The organism is Trueperella pecoris, from assembly GCF_014926385.1.
Taxonomy (GTDB): Bacteria; Actinomycetota; Actinomycetes; order Actinomycetales; family Actinomycetaceae; genus Trueperella; species Trueperella pecoris.
The window spans coordinates 1,791,115-1,808,077 of sequence record NZ_CP053291.1 but is presented as its reverse complement, the minus strand read 5'-3'; the positions used below and the strand labels follow the sequence as shown (position 1 = coordinate 1,808,077).

Genomic DNA, 16,963 nt, shown 5'->3' with positions numbered 1-16,963 from the left:
CCGGCCACCCATCAACACTTTCACGACAAGGACACGGAATGCAGTACTCGTATCCCACCAGGCTCTACGACGCCTATGTTTTTGATCAGGACGGCACAATTTACCTTGGCGATCACCTCTTGCCGGGAGCCAAGCGGCTGATCGAGGGGCTGCGTAAGTTGGGCAAGCCTGTGCGTTTCCTGTCCAACAACCCCACGAAGGATCCCCAGGACTACGTGGAAAAGCTCGCCCAGCTGGGGATACCCACGTCGCTGAGCGAGATCGCCAACACTGTGGTCACCACGACGCGTTGGCTGAAGTCGCACTATCCCGACGCCACGGTCTTCCCCATCTCGGAAGAGCCGCTCAAGCGGGCGCTGAGGGCGGCCGGCATCAAGATGAGCGACGACCCGGCTCAGATTGACATCGTCATCGCCTCCTACGATCGCACCTTCGATTACTCCAAGCTCCAGATCGCCTTCGACGCCATTTGGTATCACAAGCGGGCCTTCCTCATCACCACGAACCCCGATCGTTACTGCCCCTTCCCGGGCGGGCGGGGTGAGCCGGATGCGGCGTCGATAGTCGCAGCTATTGAGGCCTGCACGGGAACTAAACTCCGAGCCAACATGGGCAAGCCGGAGCCGGCGATGCTTGAGGCAGCGCTCGGCGATCTTGATGTGGATCCGGCCAACTGCATGATGGTCGGAGACCGCCTCCACACAGATATCGGTATGGCGGTCAACACCGGCATGGCCTCCGCCCTCGTCCTCACCGGTGACAGTACGGCGGCTGAGGCGCAGGAGCTACCTCAGGATCGGCAACCCACTTTTGTTCTTGACCGGATCGACCACCTCATCCCCGCTGAGATCCGCGAGGAGTGGGGCTGGACGGACTCGGACGAATAGCCGACACAAACGTGGCGCCACCCGGCGCCGAAGAAGCCGCACGACGACGTCGTCGTGAAACTTTACCGACTGGTTCAACAAACTCAAGGAAGAGGATATGTCTACCGCAGCAGTTAATCATTACACGCTTGGCCCCTACCTGATGGGTATCGATTTCGGCACCGAATCGTGCCGAGTGGGCATCTTTGATCGCGTCGGATCGCCGGTGGCCTTCGCCGCCACCCCGTACCCGACCACCCACCCGCATCCGGGCTGGGCCGAGCAGAGCCCCACCGATTGGTGGCAGGCTCTCGTGGCCTCGACGCGCCGGGTGATGGCACGCGCCGGCATCGAGCCGCCCGAGATCGCCGGCATTTCTTACGACGCCACCACCATGACCGTGGTGCCGATGAACGAGAACGGCGAGGCCCTGCGCAACGCCATCATGTGGATGGACGTGCGAGCCACCGAGCAGGCCGGCCGCGTCAAGGATTCCACCTCGCCGGTCACTCGCTACACGGGCGGCGGTACCCTCCCTCCAACGGCCGAGTGGTACCCCTTCAAGGCCGCCTGGCTGCGCGAGAACGAGCCCGATATCTACAAGAAGGCCTACAAGCTCCTCGACGCCCCGGATTGGTTGACCTACCAGCTCACCGGCCAGTGGACGCAAAACATTAACACGGCAGCGCACCGCGCCTACTATGACCGTGACAACGGCGGCTGGCCCGTGGACCTCTACGAGGAGGCGGGCGCGGGCGACGTCTTCGACAAGCTCCCCGAGCGCGTCGTTGACCTCGGCGTCCACCTCGGCGGCCTGACCAAGCGTGCGGCCGAAGAACTCGGCCTGATCCCGGGCACCCCGGTCGCCCAGGGCGGCGGCGACGCTTGGCACGGCCAGATCGGCCTCAACGTGCTCAAGCCGGGCAAGATGTCGCTCGTGACGGGCTCCTCACACGTCATGTCGGGTCAGGCAAAGGACCCGGTTTCGGGACCGGGCTTCTTCGGTGGTTATACGGATGGCGTCGTGCCTGGACAGTACACGGTCGAGGCGTCGCTGACGTCGTCGGGCTCGGTGCTCAAGTGGTTTAAGGACCAGTTCTGCCAGGACATCGAAAAAGCCGCCAATGAAATCGGCATCGGCGCTTACGACGTGATGAACACGCGCTCGAAGGATATCCCGGTGGGCTGCGACGGCCTCATCATCAACGAGTACTTCCAGGGCAACCGCACCCCGTGGTCGGACGCGAAGGCACGTGGCGTGTTCACCGGCCTGTCGCTCTCGCACACCCGTGAGCACGTTTATAAGGCGATTCAGGAGGCGGTCTGCTACGGCGTTGAGGCGTCGATGCGTAAGCTACGCGAGGCCGGTTTTGAGGTCGAGGAATTTGTGGCTTGTGGCGGGGCAACCAAGTCTCGCGATTGGATCCAGATGCATGCTGACGTCACCGGTGTCCCGATTACGCTGACTGAGGTTGGCGACGCCGTCACGCTCGGCTCGTGCATCTTGGCCGCGGCGGGGGCGGGCCTGTACGACTCTGTGCAGGAGGCGGCCGACGCCATGGTTCACGAGCGCGAACGCATCGAACCGAATATGAAGCGCCACGAGGAGTACAAGTTCTTCGCGGACAAGTACATCGAGCAGTACGCGATTAACCAGGACCATATCCACACTGTGGTTGATTACGTCAACGATCTGCGCAAGTAACGTAGGGGTATAAACCCTGGATTATTTGGAGGATTCACGTGACGGCCAAGCTTTCACCAGCAGAACGACAAACGAATATTATCGGACTCATTATTGAGCGCGGTTCTTTGCATGTGGAGGAGTTGGCTGAGCAATGCGGCGTCTCCCTCATGACGCTGTATCGTGACTTGGCCGTCCTTGAATCCCGTCAGATTACTACCAGACGCCGGGGGCATGTGTCCCTCTTGGTCTCCTCCATTTCGGAGGCGCCCTTTTCCTTCCGCCTTGGTCAGGAGTGGGAGAGGAAGGTAGCGGTGGCTCGGGTGGCGGCTCAGCTCGTGTCCCAGGCGGCCACGGTGTTCTTCGACGATTCGACGACGGGATATGCCGCCATCGATCACATCGACGAGCCCGCAGCCAAGGCGTTCATTACGAACTCGATGCCCGCGGCGCGCAGGATCGCCGAGGGCGAGTACCAGTCGTTGACTTTGATCGGTGGGCACCTCGTGCGCCAGCTCGATGCCACTTTTGGGGCTGGCGCCATCAGTCAAGTACGTGAACTTGCCTTTGAGACGGCGCTGATCGGGGCTGCCTCGATCAAAGCGGGGGCGATATATCACCCCTTTGGTGAGGTGGCGGCGTTTAAGCGGGAGCTTATCAGCCATGTGGATGTGCCGATCTTGGTGGCGACGATGTCGAAGATTGATCGCATCGCTCTCCACCGGATGGGTGACATTTCGGACTTCGCACATCTCGTCATCGACGATTCCATTTCTGACCAAGTATTCAACGAATTTAGTTCCCAAACCAACGTGATAGTTGTCAGTCCAGAGAAAGGGCAAAACCATGTCAGAGCTGATTGAAAAGGCACTGCAGACCGCCACTGAAACCAAGGACATCATCTTCGGCGATGATGTGAACAAGGAAGCTGGCCCGCTTTTCGCTCGCCTGTACCCGGGCCAGAAGGTCCTCGTGGTTGCGGACGAGAACACTTACGACGCCGTCGGGGACACTGTCGTTGAATCGCTGCGTAACGCCGGGGTTGAGTTCGCCGACGAGCCCTACATTTTCCCGGGCAAGCCCACGCTGTATGCGGGCTATGACAACGTGATCAAGCTGCGCGAGATTATGCGCCCCTACGAGAACACGATCGTCCTGTCGATCGGCGGCGGAACGCTCAATGACATCGCCAAGCTCGCCTCGGGGGAGCTCGGGCGCGAGTACATCAACGTGTGTACGGCCGCCTCCGTTGACGGCTTCTGCTCGTTTGGCGCCTCCATCTCCAAGGATGGCTTCAAGATCACGCGCAACTGCCCGGCTCCGGCGGGCCTGGTGATGGACATTGAGACGATGATGAAGGCCCCCTACCGTCTGACGGCCACCGGGTATGGCGACCTCATTGAGAAGATTCCCGCCGGCGCAGACTGGATTCTGTCGGAGGAACTTGGCATTGAGCCGATTGACGAATACGTGTGGAGCCTGGTGCAGGGGCCGCTTATGGAATCCCTGGGAGATCCGCAGGCCGTTCGCGAATGCGACCACGACGCGATCGCCAAGCTCGGCGAGGGCCAGCTCATGTCCGGCCTTGCCATGCAGGCGCATCAGTCCTCTCGCCCGGCGTCGGGGGCCGGCCACCAGTTCTCCCACGTGTGGGAGATGGAGGGCCACGGCCTGGACTGGGAGCCGCCGCTGAGCCACGGCAACAAGGTGGGCGTGGGCACGGTGGCCTCGCTGGCCATCTGGGAGGAATTCCTCAAGCTGACCGAGGAGGATTTCGACGCCGACCGTGCGGTTGCCGCCCAGAAGAGCGCAGAGGAGACCGAGGCCGAGGTTCGCGCGCTCCTCATCCCCACGATCGCCGAGGAAGCGGTCAAGCATTCGGTGGGCAAGCTTCTTGCGGAAGACGAGTTGCGCGCCCGCGTCGACCTTCTTAAGGAAAAGTGGCCGGTCATCAAGGCGCGTTGCGAGGAGCAGAACATCTCCGCCCAGCAGGCTTGGGACATGCTGAAGACGGCCGGTGCGCCCTACCATCCCGAGATGCTCAAGATTGATTGGGACCGCTTCCGCGAGACCCACGTCAAGGCGCAGATGATCCGCCCGCGTTACACCGTGTTGGACATCCTCAAGGATCTTGGCCTGTTCGACGTCGTCATCGACAAGCTGTTCTCCGAAGAGGGCTTCTGGGGACGCCACCGCCACCCCGACGCCGAATAATTTCGCATCTCATTCCACTAGACGCAAAGGAGCGTTGAAAATGACGGAAAAGTATCTTGTTGGTGTTGACTTTGGAACGCTATCGGGCCGCGCGGTCGTCGTGCGGGCCTCCGATGGAGTCCAGGTCGGAACGGCAGTGACGCCGTATAAGTACGCGGTCATGGATCGTACCCTCGACGCCGGTGACGGCCAGAAGCTGCCACCCGAGTTCGCCCTGCAGAACCCGCAGGATTACATGGCCGTACTGGGCCAGGCCGTTCCGGAGGCCATCAAGGACGCCGGCGTGAGCCCGGCCGACATCGTCGGCGTCGGGATCGACGCCACCTCCGCAACCGTGTTCGTCACGGATGCCGAGGGCACCCCGCTGTGTGAGAAGGAAGAGTTTTCCTCCAATCCCCACGCTTACGTCAAGCTGTGGAAGCACCACGGAGCCCAGGATCAGGCCGATCGGATCATAGCGCTGGCCAAGGAGCGCGGCGAGGAGTGGCTTGAGCGCTACGGCGGCATCCTCTCCTCCGAGATGCTCTTCCCCAAGATTCTCGAGACCTTCGAGAAGGCGCCAGAGGTGTATGCGGCCGCCGACGTCGTCATTGATCTGCTCGACTGGGTCACTTGGAAGCTGACGGGTGAGCTGAGCTTCTCGGCCTCCGACTCGGGCTACAAGCGCATGCTCACCGACGGCAAGTACCCCACCCGCGACTTCTGCGAGGGCCTCGCGGAGGGATTCGGCGGCGTCTTCGAGGAGAAGATGAACGCCCCCATCAAGCAGTTGGGCGAAAAGGTGGGCACTTTGTCCGCCGAGGCATCCAAGCTGACCGGCCTGCCCGAGGGCATCGCAGTGGCGGCTGGTAACATTGACGCCCATGTCGTCGTGGCCGGCGCCAACGCCGTTAAGCCCGGCCAGCTCACCGCCATCATCGGCACCTCCGGCTGCTACATCCTCAACAACGAGGAATACAAGCCTGTGCCCGGCGTCTTCGGAAATGTTCTCGGCGGCGCCGTCGCCGGCCTGTGGGGCATCGAGGGCGGCCAGACGGCCGTTGGCGACGTCTTCGCCTGGTATGAGGACAACGGCGTGCCCGAGCGCTATGAGCAGGCGGCCCGTGAGGAGGGCATCTCCGTCCTGGACTACATGATGAACAAGGCTTTTGAGATGGAAATCGGCGAGCACGGCCTTGTTGCCCTCGATTGGCTCAACGGCAACCGATCCATCCTCTCCGACGCCCGCCTCTCCGGTGCGATCATCGGCCTCAGCCTCCAGACCCGCCCCGAGGACATCTACCGGGCACTCATGGAAGGCACGATCTTCGGCATCCGCGTCATCATCGACAATTTCGAAGAGCACGGCGTGCCCGTGACCGAGATCGTCGGCGCCGGCGGCCTGCTGAAGAATCACCACTTCATGCAGATGCTGGCGGACATCACCGGCCGCCCGGTCTCCATCTCCGAAGCCGAGCAGACCGGAGCTCTCGGTTCGGCCATTTTCGCGGCTGTGGCCGCCGGGGTCTACGACGACGTCTACGCCGCCGCCAAGGCCATGTCCCACGTGACCGAACACAAGTACGTCCCCAATGAGGAAGCCTCGGCCAAGTACGAGGAGCTTTACGGCATCTACCGCGAGCTTCATGACTTCTTCGGCCGCGGCGAGAACCTCCTCATGCACCGCCTGAAGGATATTCGTGCTCGCTCTTTTGGGGAGAAGTAAGTGCGACTGACAGAGCTTCCTGCCCACGTGCAGGAAACCGTTGCGGCAACTCGGCGTCAAGTGTGCGACCTTCACGCCGAGTTGCCCGCAAACGGCCTGGTGGTGTGGACGGCGGGTAACGTCTCGGCACGCGTGCCTGGCGCTGACCTCTTCGTTATCAAACCTTCCGGCGTGCGCTACAGCGAGCTGACGGCCGACAACATGGTCGTGTGCACGCTCGACGGAAAGAAAATCGAGGACGGGACGCCGGCCGATCTGACGGCGTCGTCGGACACCGCAGCCCACGCCTACGTCTATCGCCACATGCCCCAGGTCGGGGGAGTGGTGCATACGCATTCGCCCTACGCGACCGCCTTCGCAGCCAACCACCAGCCCATCCCGTGCGTTCTGACGATGATGGCTGACGAGTTCGGCGGCGAAGTCCCCGTGGGGCCCTTCGCCATCATCGGCGACGATTCAATCGGGGCGGGCATCGTGGCGACGCTGGAGGGCGCGCGCTCGCCGGCCGTACTCATGGCCAACCACGGCCCATTCACCGTTGGCAAAGACGCCACCGCCGCAGTCAAGGCTGCGGTCATGGTCGAAGAAGTAGCCAAGACTGTCGCGCTAGCGCAGGGGCTCGGCCACCCGCAGCCGATCGCGCAGGAGGCGGTGGACCACCTCTTCGACCGCTACCAGAACGTCTACGGCCAAAGAAATGACAACCGCTGTGGAGCTCAGCGGCTAAGGATTGAGAAAGGAAAACAATGACGTTTTTAGTGAATGATCCTGAGAAATTCCCGGCTGAGGCAGTGGCAGGCTTTGCCGCCGCCTACTCGACGTACGTCCAACCGGTTCATGGAGGTGTCGTCCGTGCTGGAACATCACCGCAGGGCGAGGTGTCGATCGTGGTCGGTGGCGGTTCAGGCCACTACCCGGCCTTCGCCGGCTGGGTTGGCACCGGCATGGCGCACGGCGCAGTATGCGGCAACATCTTCTCTTCGCCATCAGCCTCCCAAGCGACGTCGGTCTGCCGATCGGCGGACAACGGCGGCGGAACCATCATCATGTTCGGCAACTATGCCGGCGACGTCCTGCACTTTGGGAACGCGGCCGAGCAGCTACGCGCTGAAGGGCATGACGTGCGCATCTTCACCATCTCCGATGACATTGCCTCGAACACCGCAGAAAATCATCTCGATCGGCGCGGCATCGCAGGTGATCTACTAGTGGTTAAGGCGGCAGGGGCTGCTGCGGCCGCCGGCAAGAATATCGACGACGTCATGGACGTGGCAACGCGCGCCAATGACCGCACGCGCACCCTCGGCGTCGCCTTCACCGGCTGCACGTTCCCGGGAGCCAAGGAGCCACTGTTTACTGTTGACCCCGGAACCTTCGGCCTCGGCCTAGGCATCCACGGCGAGCCGGGCATCTCGGAGCACGAGATGATGAGCTCGGATGAGATCGCACAGATGATCATCGACAAGCTCCTCGAAGAAGAGCCCGCCCGCGGCGAGGGCGAGCGCCCCTACGAGGGCCGAGTCGCCGTCCTCGTCAACGGCCTGGGCGCCACCAAGTACGAGGAGATGTTCGTCTTCTACGGCGCGGTCAAGCGCATCCTTGAGGAACGCGGCTTGAGCATCGTCGGCCCGGTGGTCGACGAGCAGGTCACCTCGCTGGACATGGCCGGCATCTCGCTCTCGCTCATGTTCCTCGACGATGAACTCGAAGAATGCTGGCTCGCACCCGCTGACACCCCGGCCTACCGCATTGGCACTGCCTCGGCAGGCCAGGGCGAGCGCCGCGTCGTCGTCGAAGACGCCGAAGAAACAATCGCGCAAGGTGACCCGGCCTCGGCCAAGCTGGCCAAGGCCGTCGCGGCGGTTCTGCAAGCGTTCGAGACGAAGGCGCGCGAGGTCGAACACGAGCTCGGCAGGATGGACTCGGTGGCCGGAGACGGCGACCACGGCCAAGGCATGGTCCTCGGCACGACGGCGGCCGCGAAAGCCGCCCGCGAAGCCGTCGAGGCGAGCGCGGGCGTGCGCACGTTGCTCGCCCGGGCAGGCGCCGCATGGTCCGAAGGCGCCGGCGGTACAGCAGGGGCCCTCTGGGGCGGGGCGCTCGCGAAAGTGGGCGCCGGGCTATCGGACGACGACGGCGCCGACACCGACGACATCCGCCGCGCTGTCATCGAGGGCGCTCGCTTCTTCGTGACCATGGGCGGGGCAAAGGTGGGCGACAAGACCATCGTTGACGCCTCCGAAGCCTTCGCCGACACCCTCGAAAAGGCCGACGGGACGCTCGCCGAAGCGTGGGAAAGCGCAGCACGCGCCGCCGAACAAGCCGCGGCGGGAACCGCCGACTTCGCAGCGACCAAGGGGCGCGCCCGCACCCATGGTGAAAAGTCCATCGGAACGCCCGACCCAGGCGCAACCTCCTTCGCCATGCTCATGAGGGTCGTCCCCGACTTCCTCGTATGACCTTCACACGGACAGACGGGCAGGATATGGCTAGCCTAGAAGCCATATCCTGCCCCACCCACCTTAAGGATATCGACATGCTTGCAGCGCAACTTCACGCACCCCACGATCTTCGGTTAGTCGACAAACCGCGCCCCACACCAGGCCCCGGAGAAGTCCTTCTCCGTATCGAAGCCAACACCATGTGCGGCACCGACTACCGCCTCTACACCGGCGCCAAGACGGCGGGCGTGCGCCCCGGCGTCGTGCCAGGACACGAGATTGCCGGCCGAATCGAGGAACTCGGTGAAGGCGCGGAGGCGATCGTCCCGGGTCTCAAAGTGGGTAGACAGGCAACCGTTTCCATCGTCGTATCCTGCGGATACTGCCGAAACTGCCTGGACGACCGCGAGCACCTCTGCCTCAACCTCGAACTCTTCGGGTACGGCATCGACGGCGGCCTGCAGGAATACATGATCGTTCCCGAACGCGCCCTTCGCCGCGGCAACCTCTTCATGACCGACTCCGAGCTTGACCCACGCGCCCTCTGCCTCGCCGAGCCGATCTCCTGCTGCCTCAACGGGCTCGACCAGTTCCGCGTCGAGACCGGCGAGACCGTCGCGATTCTCGGCGCGGGGCCCATCGGGCTGATTCACGCCCAGCTGGCGCTCGCGAGCGGGGCCCGCCACGTGTTCGTCTCCAACCGGGGTGAAGAGCGACGCAAAGTCGCCGACCGACTCGGGGCGATCGGCGTCGGGCCGGACGAACTGGCCGACCGGGTGGCGCAGGCGACCGAGGGTGCGGGTGCCGACGTCGTCATCGTCTGCATCGGAGCAGAAGAACTTGCACAAGATGCGCTCGTCCTCGCGCGTGACGGCGGGCGAGTCAGCTACTTCGCCGGCTTCCCCAAGGGATCGACGTCGCAGATGGAGCCCAACCTCATCCACTACAAAGAACTGCAGGTCACGGGCGGTTCGAACGCGCGGCGGCGGGACGTCAAGCGCGCGATCAGGCTGCTCGAGGCCGGGAAGATCAACGCGGAGGAAATCGTCACGCACAGCTTCCCGCTTTCGCGGGTCGAGGATGCGTACCAGGCTCTGCACGACCGGGTGGGTGTGAAGATCGCCGTCGTGCCCTAGACATGGGCGGGCAGGGTGTGCCCGTGCCCGTGGCCGTGGCGGTGGCCGTGGGAGGCAAAAGCTTGGGGTCACTTACCGGTCAGTGGTAAGTGACCCCAAGGTGTGATTATTGAAGTTGCGGCCGGGAAGGTCGCGAGCGCACCGGCGTGGCGAGCGGGCCGAGAGGCAAGCGGGCCGAGCGCGACGGTTCGTTTACTCGCCGCGCTCAAACTCGCAAATGCGGTTGACCTTGTCCTTGGAACGGCTGTTGGGATCGTACTCGTACTTGAGGTACTCCTCGAGGAGCTTCTCCGCGAGCTTGATTCCGATGACCTGCGAACCCATCGAAATCAGATTCGCATTATTGGAAAGGACGGCGCGCTCGGCCTGGTAGACGTCGTGGATGCAGGCGCAATAGGCGCCTTCCACCTTGTTCGCGGCGATGGAAACGCCGATGCCGGTGCCGCACACAAGAATGCCGCGGTCATATTCGCCCGCCGCGACGGCCGTGGCGACATCGAAAGCCACATTCGCGTAAATCGGATCGTCCGAGCCGAGGTCAGCGACTTCGTGTCCGAGCTCCTCAGCCTTGGCCATGAGGCCCTTCTTAAGATCTCCAGCGTTGGGATCGCAACCAAATGCTAGTTTCATACCTGCTCCTTTGGGGGTGTAGCAACGCCTCCATTTTATCGGCGGGTGCTCAGCGGGAGAACAGAAGCGGAATTTATGCGCTTAAGTGCAGAGAGGGGCGGGCTCCGGCGGCGGACTGCCTTAACTCCCTGCTTCGAGCCACCACTCTGGGCAGCCAGCGTGCCACCTACCCGAGCGGCCAGGCGGGCTGGCCGTTCCGCTCTACTTTGGGGAGCCGGGTGCTGCACCTCGCCCAGCCGGGCGCTGTACTCCGTGCCGCCGCCAAATCCTGTGAAAATATGGTTTTTGGTGAACGCACTTGGCGATTTCGGCCTAAATCTCACAGGATTTGGCAGCGACCCCGGGCTGAATGGCTTCCACTGGGCTATTTGGTGTGTGGCGTGAGGAAAATCGCCCCGCAGATTTGCGCATTTAACCGGCATTTTTACGGGTGTTAGCCGGAGTCGGTTAGCGACACCGAGCGGCCTATCTTCGCTGGCGGTGGCGCTGCGGGTGATGGTCCCTGAGGTGTGCGTCCCTCATTTTTGCAGGTTGACGTAATACTACGGTCGGGTAAGTGGGGGTCTTGACATTGGAAGGATCATCGCGCACATAGCGGTTCTCATGCCTTCTTAAGGACACGAAGAGAGAAAGAAAACGCATGGCTTAAAACATTGCGCGTCGGACGTGGGCGGCACTCCTCGCCTTCGCTCTGATAATTCTTGGCATGGGGGCGTTGACGATCGTCGGCTCGCCATCCGCGCACGCAGCGACCGAGGGTGTCGTGACCGTTGTCGTTGACACCGAGTCCGAGGCTGAGGCGATTTACCACAACACTGAGAGCAGCGATACACGCCGACTGCAAACGGCGGCTACCAGGTCTGGCAGTGGAGTACGGACAAGTCGCAGGGCAAGATCGTTGATCTGGCATCCGCTGGCAACAACCGTCGGAAGGTCGATTTGACTCCATTTGAGGGTGATACTCGCGTCAACATGCTCGTCTTTATCGGAAATGCCAACCCTGACAAGAAGCCGGATGTTAGCAAGAATCCGCATAATGGCGTTCTGCTCCAAACAGCTGATTTGATTGACTTTTCCCCTAGCCGTGAGGTCAAGGTGGACTTTTCGCAACATATGGCACATGGCGACAAAGAGAAGAATAAGCCTGAGGTTAAGCAGAACAGGGAGTTGTATGAGGTGCCGGATACGCACGCCAACGTCCCTGTTGGTGGCGCAGTAGATATTCCTGCTCCCACTGATAACCGGAAGCATCTTGGTGAAGGTTCGAACCCATTCCCTCAGGGCACTAAGTTTGAAGTGGCCCCGGTCAGTTTTTCGAACGGCCTCGAATTTAGTTCGACAGGCGCTATCGGCGGCAACATCGACCCTTCTTATAGTGCAGGCAAGAAACCGTTGAATGTCAAAGTGACATTCCCTGATGGCTCCCAGCAAATTGTCGATGCCTCATACGAACTGATGGTTCCCGTGACTGTTACGCTCGACGTCAGGGGATATCCGGACGCTAAATCAAGGGGAGAATTTCGTGTTCATCAGCCTTTGGTGAGTGCAGTAGTTGGAGGGAAGGCGAAAGATACGCTGATGGTCGAGGGGCCTGCGAGTATCTGGAGTGCGAAGATCGGCAAGTTGGGCACGGAAGATAAGCTGCGCTTTTTGTTTATCAAGGACAATACGCGGATTTACAACCGCGGCCCGTCAACTCAACTACTGGCGCTCCTGTGAAGACTCAGGCAGATCTTGTTCTTTCTCCTGGTGAATCCAAGAATCTGACGTATAAAGATTTGGATTCTGCAGCGAAATTTGAGATTCCTCAAAAACAAATTTTCGTCAACCTTGATACGTCGTCAGATCCTGACACCTGATTGATGCAGGGGAAATACTTCGTTCGTCTGCTTGATGGTAAGAGTGGCGAACGTGTTGCAGATTTTGAGTTTGCAAAGCAGACTGCGCCGGTCCCGCCCGAGACTGACAAGCCGGGCACGGATCCGAAGGAGCCGGGCAAGAAGCCTGAGGCTCCGGAGACGACGCCGAAGCCCGAGCCCAAGCCGGTGCCGACGCCGGGTAAGACGTCGGGCACGGTGGATAACACCGTGACGCAGAAGTATGACCAGGTTAAGGGTGTCAAGGTTGTTGGTACGAACGATCCGATCTTCCCGGAGGCCTCCGATCCGGCGTCGTGCACGGTGAAGCCGTTTGCCACGATCGTCCCGATGAAGGGCGTGTCCTACTCGGTCACGGTCGATGGCGAGGAAATCGCTTCGGTTGAGGGCAACGGCTCGAAGTTTGAATACCCCTACGGCAAGACCGTTGTGGTCACGGCTAAGGCGGTCGAGGGTTACCAGCTGGCCAAGGGTGCGAAGACCGAGTGGTCGTGGACTGCGCCGACGCTCGAGGAGCTCAAGTGCACCATTCCCGCACACAAGCTCGTTCCTGGTCAGACGATCCCGGGCAACTCGGTGCCGGGCGTGATCGTGCCCGACGTTGAGGGGCAGCAGATCAATGACACGCTGAAGATCATTATTGATCGTGCGCTGAAGGGTCTGTCGGCGGGCGCGTCCGAGAAGGGCGCGACCGTCGTGGCCGAGAAGGCTGCACCTGCGAAGGCTGAGAAGGCTACCGCCAAGGCTCAGAAGCCGTTGGCGCACACCGGTGCCACGGTTGCCGGTCTGTCGATCGCCGCTGTGGTTCTGCTCCTCGCGGGTGGGGCTGTGGCGTTGATCCGCCGCCGTCAGGGCTAATGCCGTAAGTGTCTAGCAGACGTGAGGGTCGAGACTTCGGTCTCGACCCTCACTTTTTGTGTCCGGACTCTTGGTGAGGGTGGACCGCGTGACGTTCGATGTAGGATTTTGAACCGATCTTCGTATATAACAAGATCGGTTCAAAATCCTACATCGAAGGACGAGCCTCGCGAGCTATGCCCGTCGGCGCGGTGGACGGCCCGTGCGGGGTCGTGGGCTCCCGGAGGGTCGTGGGCTCCCGGGCGTGGATGCTGTAAAGGACAATCGGGGTAATCAGCCTATTATTTGACACAATAGGGCAAAGAAAACATGGTGCCTCTGATTTGCCGTGTGCGAGGCGGTTTTCGGGTGTGAGCTGGTCAAACGTGGTCAGGCGCTGTCTGGCGATGGGGTGTGAAGGCCCTTGATTGAGCCATTTCTTTGCGGTCGCTGGTGTCGGAGCGTGCGGGTGATGCTCGCGTAACGGACCGAGGTATAGCGCGCCGCGGCCAATTTCGCCTGAGCTGTGAAAATCGGCTACCCGAATCCATTTTCCTTAAAACAACGCTGTGACCTGCGAGTGTGTGGAAGCGAACCAATTTTCAATCAGATGTTAAAAAGGGGTATCACTTAACCGTTTAAGTTGCTACTATGGCCGGTGGACGTTCGTGCGCGGATGAGCGATCAAGGTGGATTGCTGATGGGCGGCGTCGTCTCCATGAAAATCGATGAGCTCAAGCATGTCACCTTAATGCGGCGAGCTCGGAAGGGACAACGATGTCTACCCATAGGAAACTCTTAGGGGGCGCGCTGGCGATGGTTCTCACCACTGCCACGCTGGCTGCGGCTCCTGGTGCAGTTGCTGCGCCCATCCAGAGTGGGGGAATCCACGATGTAATTCCTGCTGTGCGGCATTTTGAGCCTGCCGGCGGTGATGCGTGGATGCTCACACCTGAGACCAAGATCGTCGCACCTGAAACGTTGAAGGCTGATGCGGAGAAGCTTGCTCTGGATTTGGCGGTCAAGGGAAATGTCAGGCCGAAGGTTGAGATCGGTGGCGTCGTGGACGCGGACGATATCGAGCTCAAGGTCGATGCCAATCTCGATGTGCCCCAGAAAGACGGCTACGTTATCAAGTCTTCGAAGGACGCGCTGACGATCACCGGCAAGTCGGTCGACGGCGCGTTCTGGGGCCAGCAGACTGTCGTCCAGTCGGTCGCCAGTGCTGGCGGTGTGCAAGCGGGTAACGTGCGCGACTGGGCCGACGTCGGCGAGCGCTCGTTCCATCAGGACATGGCTCGTAAGTATTACGACAAGGACTACATCCTCAACCTGATTCATCAGATGAGTTACCGGAAGCTGAACGCACTTCAGTTGCACTTCTCCGAAAACGAAGGGTTTCGTTTGGAATCCAAGCAGCATCCGGAAGTGATGTCGAAGGACGGCGTGATCACGCAAGATCAGCTGAAGGAGATTCTCGCCGAGGCCAAGAAGTACCATGTTGAAGTTATTCCGGCGCTCGATATGCCGGGTCACATGCGTCAGGCGCTGTCGGAGCACCCGGAGCTTCGTCTGAAGGGCTACAGCGACGAGGCGAGGAAGGGACTCGATTTCTCCAAGCCGGAAGCTGTTGAATTCGTGAAGTCTTTGGTCGACGAATTCGCTCCTCTGTTCCCTGATACGAACAAGTGGCATCTTGGTGCCGACGAGTACGTGCATCCCTTCAGGGATGCTGACTGGAAGTATCCCGAGACGACCGAGCGCGTGAAGGCAAAGCTTGGCCAGGACAAGCGATTTGTGGATGGCTTTGTTGCTTTCATCAACGAGATGGCAAACTACCTTAAGACCAAGCACAACAAGGATGATGTTCGCGTTTGGAATGACGCGTTCTACCTGTCCAACTCCAACCAGAAGGTTGAGCTGAGCAAAGATATTACGATCGATTATTGGACCAAGTGGGATGCTCCGATGGCACCCGTGAAGACCTTTGTCGACAAGGGCTACAAGCTCATCAACTACAACGACGCTTACATGTATTGGGTGCTTGCCGAGCCGGACAAGGCCTACTACGACAAGCCCTCGGCGGAGAAGATCTTTAACGGTTTCCACGCGGGTCGTTTCCCGAGCATTGACAAGAACACGGGCCAGGCTTGGCCGACTGAGAATGTCAAGCGTGGAGAAACCACCGCGTACCCCGATTGGCTGCGCGGTGCTTCGTTCGCCATCTGGTCCGACGCTCCTCGTATGTTCACGCAGGATAAGGTCGCAGAGAATACAAAGGGCCCGTACACGGCTTTTGCCGATCGTGTCTGGTATTCGGGCGATGAGCGCACATTTGACCAGTTCAAGGCCTCGATGAAGGCCGTCGGCGACGCTCCGGTCCTCCCGGCGGATCTGGACAAGCTCGTCGTCGCCACCGAATCGAAGCTTGAGTCTACCCCGGCCTCGGGTGAGACTGTCGCCCCGGGTCAAGACGTTGCGTACACCGCCTCGGTGAAGAACGCGTCGAGCCAGGCCGTGCCGGTGAAGGTTGCGGCGCTGTCCACGAACCTCGTCACTGAGCCGGGCAATGTTCCCGTCACGCTTCTGGGTGCGGATGGCAAGCCCGTGGCGGCGGCCGGGAAGAACGTCGCGCTGAAGTCGGAAGGTACGAAGGCGACGGCGTCGTCGGTTGAAGCCAATACGAACTTCACTGCCGATAAGGCGATCGACGGCGATGCCACCAACAAGCAGTCACGTTGGTCGTCCATTGGTGGGCGGGATGGAGAATCCATTACCCTCGAGTTTGCAAAGCCGCAGGACCTTGTGAAACTGCGACTGGCATGGGAAGGTGCCCACGCCACTGCATACACGGTTAAATATTCCCATCCTCAGGGCGCCGATACGGAAGATAAGCTCACATATTCCGGCTCGGCGGGCAAGGATGCAACCTGGGTTGAACATAAGATCAGCCAAAAGGCGGTGACGAAGATGACGCTTACTGGCACTGCGCGCTCCTTACAGCCCTACGGTATTTCCCTTTTCGAGCTTGAGGCGTATGTCGCCGGGAGTCCGGTGCAGGTTGCAGATGCTGAGCTTGGCAACGCGGGCAACATCCGGTGGTCGGGCGTTCTTGAGCCGGGACAGTCGATTGCTTTTAGCTGGGACGGCACTGTCAAGGAAGACGCGGCTTCGGACGTGACGACGGAGCTGGTCAGCACCGCCATTCATGCCTTCAAACCGGGTATTCCAAGCGTGGTTAAGAGCGAGCTTAAGATTGAGGACGGCGAGGAGCCGGTTGAGAGTAAGGCTCCTGATAAGGGAAACGGTGAGGCGGGCGTTCCTGCGCCCACGTCTCCGAAGGTTCCGGTTGCGGATCCTACGACGCCGGTCAAAGCTCTCACGCAGCTACCGGCTAAGGGCCCTGCCACCTCATTCCTATCTAATACCGGAAGCTCGGTGGCAGTCCTGGGTCTCGTGGCCCTCGGACTCCTCGGCGCGGGCGCAGTGATGCGGATGCGCCGCGATTCGTCCGCGATGAGTGAATAAAAGACGTAGCCGCTGGGACGTCATCGTCCCAGTGGCTCGTCGGCC

The 16,963-nt window shown here is 60.9% G+C and carries 12 protein-coding genes; 11 read left to right on the top strand and 1 reads right to left on the bottom strand.

What is annotated here, in order from left to right; all coding sequences use genetic code 11:
- Positions 1-38: 38 nt before the first annotated feature.
- From HLG82_RS08315 to HLG82_RS08280, 8 genes are all read left to right on the top strand, one after another.
- The gene (locus tag HLG82_RS08315; RefSeq protein WP_193326382.1) at positions 39-887 is read left to right on the top strand and encodes an HAD-IIA family hydrolase; all 849 of its coding nucleotides are present in this window, start codon (positions 39-41) and stop codon (positions 885-887) included.
- Between the two features lie 97 nt (positions 888-984).
- Positions 985-2,571 (top strand): FGGY-family carbohydrate kinase, encoded by a 1,587-nt coding sequence (locus tag HLG82_RS08310; RefSeq protein WP_193326381.1) that lies wholly within the window; start codon positions 985-987, stop codon positions 2,569-2,571.
- A 38-nt stretch (positions 2,572-2,609) separates the two neighbouring features.
- Entirely contained in the window at positions 2,610-3,413 is an 804-nt protein-coding gene (locus HLG82_RS08305; RefSeq protein ID WP_193326380.1) for a DeoR/GlpR family DNA-binding transcription regulator, read from the top strand.
- A complete protein-coding gene (locus HLG82_RS08300) occupies positions 3,397-4,764 on the top strand; it encodes a sn-glycerol-1-phosphate dehydrogenase (RefSeq protein ID WP_193326379.1) in 1,368 nt (455 codons plus the stop codon). Before HLG82_RS08305 ends, HLG82_RS08300 begins: the two co-directional genes overlap by 17 nt.
- Positions 4,765-4,804: 40 nt before the next feature.
- Positions 4,805-6,469, top strand: coding sequence for a ribulokinase (locus HLG82_RS08295; RefSeq protein WP_193326378.1), 1,665 nt, complete (start codon positions 4,805-4,807; stop codon positions 6,467-6,469).
- A complete protein-coding gene (locus tag HLG82_RS08290; RefSeq protein WP_193326377.1) occupies positions 6,470-7,219 on the top strand; it encodes an L-ribulose-5-phosphate 4-epimerase in 750 nt (249 codons plus the stop codon).
- Complete coding sequence (locus tag HLG82_RS08285) at positions 7,216-8,928, top strand: dihydroxyacetone kinase family protein (RefSeq protein ID WP_193326376.1); 1,713 nt, start codon at positions 7,216-7,218, stop codon at positions 8,926-8,928. The genes HLG82_RS08290 and HLG82_RS08285 overlap by 4 nt, the downstream gene beginning before the upstream one ends.
- Positions 8,929-9,005: 77 nt before the next feature.
- Positions 9,006-10,046, top strand: a complete 1,041-nt coding sequence (locus HLG82_RS08280; RefSeq protein ID WP_193326375.1) for an alcohol dehydrogenase catalytic domain-containing protein — start codon at positions 9,006-9,008, stop codon at positions 10,044-10,046.
- Positions 10,047-10,238: 192 nt separating this feature from the next.
- On the opposite strand, the gene HLG82_RS08275 is transcribed toward HLG82_RS08280, so the two are convergent.
- Positions 10,239-10,676, bottom strand: a complete 438-nt coding sequence (locus tag HLG82_RS08275; RefSeq protein ID WP_193326374.1) for an RpiB/LacA/LacB family sugar-phosphate isomerase — start codon at positions 10,674-10,676, stop codon at positions 10,239-10,241.
- 939 nt (positions 10,677-11,615) lie between these two features.
- Here HLG82_RS08275 and HLG82_RS08270 point away from each other — a divergent pair.
- The 3 genes from HLG82_RS08270 to HLG82_RS08260 all read left to right on the top strand — a co-directional run bounded on the left by HLG82_RS08270 (position 11,616) and on the right by HLG82_RS08260 (position 16,918).
- Entirely contained in the window at positions 11,616-12,395 is a 780-nt protein-coding gene (locus HLG82_RS08270; RefSeq protein WP_193326373.1) for a Rib/alpha-like domain-containing protein, read from the top strand.
- A 143-nt stretch (positions 12,396-12,538) separates the two neighbouring features.
- Entirely contained in the window at positions 12,539-13,411 is an 873-nt protein-coding gene (locus HLG82_RS08265; RefSeq protein WP_193326372.1) for an LAVTG motif-containing sortase-dependent surface protein, read from the top strand.
- 756 nt (positions 13,412-14,167) lie between these two features.
- Entirely contained in the window at positions 14,168-16,918 is a 2,751-nt protein-coding gene (locus tag HLG82_RS08260; RefSeq protein ID WP_193326371.1) for a glycoside hydrolase family 20 protein, read from the top strand.
- Positions 16,919-16,963: the final 45 nt, after the last annotated feature.

Bases quoted from the DNA above. Each gene is read 5' to 3' on its own strand.
- HLG82_RS08310 (WP_193326381.1), top strand. From the start codon at position 985: ATGTCTACCGCAGCAGTTAATCATTACACGCTTGGCCCCTACCTGATG.
- HLG82_RS08315 (WP_193326382.1), top strand. From the start codon at position 39: ATGCAGTACTCGTATCCCACCAGGCTCTACGACGCCTATGTTTTTGAT.
- HLG82_RS08260 (WP_193326371.1), top strand. From the start codon at position 14,168: ATGTCTACCCATAGGAAACTCTTAGGGGGCGCGCTGGCGATGGTTCTC.
- HLG82_RS08295 (WP_193326378.1), top strand. From the start codon at position 4,805: ATGACGGAAAAGTATCTTGTTGGTGTTGACTTTGGAACGCTATCGGGC.
- HLG82_RS08265 (WP_193326372.1), top strand. From the start codon at position 12,539: ATGCAGGGGAAATACTTCGTTCGTCTGCTTGATGGTAAGAGTGGCGAA.
- HLG82_RS08300 (WP_193326379.1), top strand. From the start codon at position 3,397: ATGTCAGAGCTGATTGAAAAGGCACTGCAGACCGCCACTGAAACCAAG.
- HLG82_RS08285 (WP_193326376.1), top strand. From the start codon at position 7,216: ATGACGTTTTTAGTGAATGATCCTGAGAAATTCCCGGCTGAGGCAGTG.
- HLG82_RS08280 (WP_193326375.1), top strand. From the start codon at position 9,006: ATGCTTGCAGCGCAACTTCACGCACCCCACGATCTTCGGTTAGTCGAC.
- HLG82_RS08275 (WP_193326374.1), bottom strand. From the start codon at position 10,676: ATGAAACTAGCATTTGGTTGCGATCCCAACGCTGGAGATCTTAAGAAG.